Source organism: Massilia sp. UBA6681 (genome assembly GCF_002454935.1).
GTDB classification, from domain to species: Bacteria; Pseudomonadota; Gammaproteobacteria; order Burkholderiales; family Burkholderiaceae_D; genus Telluria; species Telluria varians.
Window position 1 is genome coordinate 1 of sequence record NZ_DKJX01000108.1, and the last position, 4,850, is coordinate 4,850.

Sequence of the window (4,850 nt, forward strand, 5' to 3'; positions counted from 1 at the left end):
GGCCAGGCACTGCGCGGCGCCGCGTGCGGAGTTCCACGCGCGGCCCCCCGCCACGCCGCGTCCGGCGCCGCGCGCGCGCGCGCGCCGGATCCTGCTGGCGGAAGACAACCCGGTCAACGTCGAAGTCGCGAAGGCGATGCTGGAAAGCCTGGGGATCGAGGCCACCTGCGCGCGCAACGGCCAGGAAGCGCTGCAGGCGGTGCGCACCGGCGGCTTCGATGCGGTGCTGATGGATTGCCAGATGCCGGTGATGGACGGCTTCGCGGCCACCGCCGCGATCCGCCGCCACGAACGCGAGGCGGGCCGCGCACGCACCCTGCCGGTCATCGCGATCACCGCCAACGCGCTGCAGGGCGACCGCGAAGCCTGCCTGGCCGCCGGCATGGACGACTACCTCTCGAAACCCTTTACCCAGCAGCAGCTGGCGGCGGTGATCGGCCGCTGGGTCGCGGTGCCGCTGGCCGCCACCAGCCACCACCTGGATGCGCCGCCGCGCCTGCCGCCCGAGACGGTCGAGGTGATCCAGCGCGAGTCGGTCAACCGGGTCGCGCTCGACAACATCCGGGCGCTCAGCCGCGACGGCGGCGATGCGCTGGTGCACAAGGTCATCGCCGCCTATGTGGGCGACACGCCGCGCCACCTGGCAACGCTGCGCGAGGCGGTCGAGGGCATGGATGCCGGCAGCGTGCGGCGCGTCGCCCACAGCCTGAAATCGGCCAGCGCCAACATCGGCGCCGCGCGCCTGGCGACGCTGTGCAAGGAACTCGAACAGCTCGGGCGCGCCGACACGGTCGATGGCGCGGACCGCATCCTCACCGACATGGAACACGAATTCCAGACCGTGCGCCATTCGCTCCACGCCATGCTTGAAAAGGAAACCTGACATGCCTTCCTCTCCACCGAAGCGCGGAACGGTCCTGGTCGCCGACGACGACCCGGTCATGCGCATGCTGATGCTCGAGATGCTGGCCCAGGTCGGGCTGGACGCGATCGAGGCAGCCGACGGCGCGCTTGCTGTCGAGCTGGCGCGCTCGCGCTCGCCCGACCTGATCCTGATGGACGTCGAGATGCCGCGCATGGACGGCTTCGCCGCCTGCGAAGCGATCCGCGACGCGGAAGCCGACGGCGCCAGCGTGCCGATCGTGATGGTCACCGGCGGCGACGACCTTGAGGCGGTCACGCGCGCCTACGAGGCCGGCGCCACCGACTTCGTCTCCAAGCCGATCAACTGGCCGATCCTCGGCCACCGCGTGCTCTACGTGCTGCGCGCCAGCGACGCCATCGCGCGCCTGCGCATCGCCGACGCCCAGAACCGTGCGGTGCTGGCCGCGATCCCCGACACCTTCTTCCGCCTCGACCGCGACGGCTTCTACCTCGACTACGAGCCGGGCCATGAGCGTCCGGGCCGGGGCCGGCCGAACCGCAGGCACGCCACCTCCCAGCCCTGCATCGGCAAGCACATCACCGACGTGCTGCCGCCCGCCATCGCCGCGCGCATGCTGGAACAGATGCGCACCGTGCTGGCCATCCAGCAGGTGCGCTCGGTCGAGTACGAGCTCGAACACTGCGGCGAGTCCCAGCACTTCGAGGCGCGGCTGGTCGCCACCGGCGACTCGCAGGTGCTCGGCCTGGTGCGCGACATCAGCGAACGCAAGCGCGCCGAAGAGCAGATCCGGCGCCTCGCCTACTGCGACAGCCTGACCGGCATCCCGAACCGCCAGGCCTTCCTGGAGACGCTGGAACGCGAGCTGCAGCGCTCGAAGATCGGCAACAAGAAGTTCGCGGTGCTGTTCATGGACCTCGACGCCTTCAAGCGCATCAACGACACGCTGGGCCACAATGCCGGCGACCAGCTGCTCAAGATGGTGTCCGAGCGCCTGCGCGAGACCACCCGGCCGAGCGACCTGGTGTCGCGCGGGGATGGCTCGAGCAGCGGTTCAAGCGCCGAAAAGGCCGACCACACCACCAACCTGGCGCGCCTGGGCGGCGACGAGTTCACCATCCTGATCCCGGACCTGGAGCGGGTCGAGCATGCGCTGAACGTTGCTACCCGTGTGAAGGAAGCGATGCGGCGGCCCTTCCTGATCGAGGGCAACGAGATTTTCGTGACCGCCAGCATCGGCATCTCGCTGTTCCCGGAAGACGGCGACGATTGCGGCTCGCTGCTCAAGTTCGCCGACACCGCGATGTACCACGCCAAGAACTGCGGCAAGAACAACGCGAAGCTGTACAGCTCCTCGCTGACCATGCAGATCATGAGCCACGTGAAGCTCGAGGTCGGATTGCGCCGCGCGCTGCAGAACGACGAGCTGTACCTGGTGTACCAGCCGCAGCGCGACGTGCGCACTTCCGAGATCGTCGGGGTCGAGGCGCTGGTGCGCTGGCGCCACCCGGAGCGCGGGCTGGTGCCGCCGACCGAGTTCATCCCCCTGGCCGAGGAGACCGGCCTGATCGTGCCGATCGGCGAATGGGTGCTGCGCACCGCCTGCCGCCAGGCCAGGTCCTGGCAGCGCCACGCCCAGCGCATGATCCGCATGGCGGTCAACCTCTCGGCCAAGCAGTTCAAGGACGAGAACCTGTCGCAGATGGTGCACTCGGCCCTGTTGGATGCCGGGCTGGAGCCGCGCCTGCTGGAGCTCGAACTCACCGAGGGCACGCTGATGGACGACGCGCGCGCCACCCTGGTCACGCTGGAGCAGCTGCGCGGCATCGGGGTGTACCTGTCGATCGACGACTTCGGCACCGGCTACTCGTCGATGAACTATCTGAAGCGCTTCGACGTGCGCGCGCTGAAGATCGACCGCAGCTTCATCAACGGCCTGCCGCAGGATTCGGAGAACGCCGCCATCACCCGCGCCATCATCGCGATGGCGCACGGGCTCAAGATGGTGGTGGTGGCCGAGGGCGTCGAGACCGGCGAACAGCTGCTGCTGCTCGAGCAGTATGGCTGCGACATGGTGCAGGGATACTACCTGGGACATCCGTCGAGCGCGGACACGATTACCGGGATGCTGCAGGCGCCGCTGCTCTTGCCCGCGAAATAAGCGATGGTGCCGCCACGCTACGAACCCCCATCATCGCAAGCTCTTCACGGCACGAAACGCAGCGTATACCTGGCCGGCCCCGGCAACAGCGGCACCGGCTTGGCTTCCACCCACTCCTTGTGCCCCCCCAGGAAGAACGGCGACAGCGGATGTCCGCTCTGCCCGCCCGGCATGTTGTAAAGCCCCTCCTCTTCGCGCCCGGGCGACACCGTCATGCGCTCCGACTGCCCGAATTTCGGTCCCGCCACGCGTGGCATGTTGGAGTCGCCCGGCAGCTGGTCGGGCGGCGCCCCCAGCAGCGGCGCCAGGGCCGGCACCGCGATGCTGATCGGATGCGCGATCGCCGCCGTATTGCGCTTGCCCCAGCTGGCCTGCGCCAGCGCCTGCCCGCCTTGCGTCAAGTCCTGGATCACGCGGTCGACCGCGGCCAGCTCGACGGCGCGCCAGTCGCGATAGCCCGGCGGCAGCCAGCCGGCGGGACGGGCATCGAGCAGGCGCGCGAGCACGTCGGGCCAGCGGGTGGTGGCGCTGGCCAGCGTGGCTTTCGGGTCGAGCGCGGCCAGTTCCTTGTTGACGCGCCCGAACAGCAGCTCGTTCAGGGCCCACATATAGTTGCGCGCCAGCCGGTAGCCGACCGAACCGACGCTGGCATGGCCGTCCCAGCTGGTCTCGAGCAGGCGGCGGAATTCGGCGCGCTGCGGCTGGCCCGCGAGCGCCTGGGGGTCGAGCGCTCTTAGTGCGCGTTCGCGCCAGCGTCCGATGAAGAGGGCGCGGTCGTCCAGCGCCGCGCTGGCGGCCCGGCGCACGTCGAGCTTCGGCCCGAGGGCGCGCAGGCCGTCGGCCAGCTGGCGGTTGCGGGCGCCGAGGTCGAAGCCGCCGTCCCCGATCAGGTCGGCGCCCTCGCCCATCAGCTGGCGGCTGTTGGCGGTGGTGATCTGGCCGTCGGCCGGATTGAGCACGCGCGGATAGCGCTGCGGCGCCAGCGGCGCGCTCCAGGTGGGCACGCCTTCCTCCAGCGGGAAGGTGGTCGCCAGCGCCGCCGTCGCGCGCTGCGGCAGCAGGCCGGCGATGGTCCAGCCGATGTTGCCGGCGGCATCGCCCGCCACGAAATTCTGAGCCGGAATGCCGTCGATGGCGGCGATGGCCAGCGCCTCGTCCACGCTGCCCGCCGTCTCCAGCTTCAGGTGGTTGAGGTTGATCGCGGCCGGGTCGTGCGCGATCCAGCGCACCGCGTACTGGCGCCCGCCCGCTTCGCGGATCGGTCCCAGGGAGGTCTCGCGCACCACGACGCGCTCGGCATCCGCGCCCTTCACGGCAATCATATCGACGTGGCTGGCCGGGGTCTCCCAGCCGCCGGGCAGGCGCACCTGGCCGGGGCGCGCCGCATCCAGGCCGAGCGGCACCAGGTCGACCAGGTCGGCGTAGCTGTTGGTGAAGGCCCAGGCCACCTGCCCGTTGCTGCCGGCGATGATGGTCGGCGGCGCGCCGGGCAGGCTGACGCCGGCCAGGCGCCGCTGCCCGCCCTTCGGGTCGGGGAAGCGCAGCGCCACGCGGTACCAGATGTTCGGCAGTTGCAGGCCAAGGTGCATGTCGTCGGCGACGATGGCCGCGCCGCTGGCGCTGCGGCTGCCCGCCACCGCGTAGTTGTTGCTGCCGACCGAGTCGACGAAGGCGGCGCCGGCCAGCTGCGCCGGCGGCGTTGGCTCCGCGCCCCACCAGGCCGGCGCCCTGGGCGGCAGCGGCGCCTCGCCAGGGGGCGCCACGCCCGCGCCGGCATCCAGCGTCGCATCCCAGCGGCTCGCCTCC

Annotated in this window: 3 protein-coding genes; 2 read left to right on the forward strand and 1 reads right to left on the reverse strand. The window is 70.7% G+C overall.

Going from position 1 to position 4,850, the window contains the following annotated elements:
• Together B2R83_RS20365 and B2R83_RS20370 are read left to right on the forward strand one after the other, a co-directional pair.
• The coding region (locus tag B2R83_RS20365; protein WP_292044446.1) for a response regulator at window positions 1-883 on the forward strand (883 nt) is incomplete at its 5' end.
• Between the two features lies 1 nt (window position 884).
• Window positions 885-3,044 carry a putative bifunctional diguanylate cyclase/phosphodiesterase gene (locus B2R83_RS20370; protein ID WP_292044448.1) on the forward strand — a complete coding sequence of 720 codons (2,160 nt, stop codon included), beginning with the start codon at window positions 885-887 and terminating at the stop codon, window positions 3,042-3,044.
• 44 nt (window positions 3,045-3,088) lie between these two features.
• On the opposite strand, the gene B2R83_RS20375 is transcribed toward B2R83_RS20370, so the two are convergent.
• Window positions 3,089-4,850: penicillin acylase family protein (locus tag B2R83_RS20375; protein ID WP_292044450.1), on the reverse strand; the 1,762-nt coding region annotated here is incomplete at its 5' end.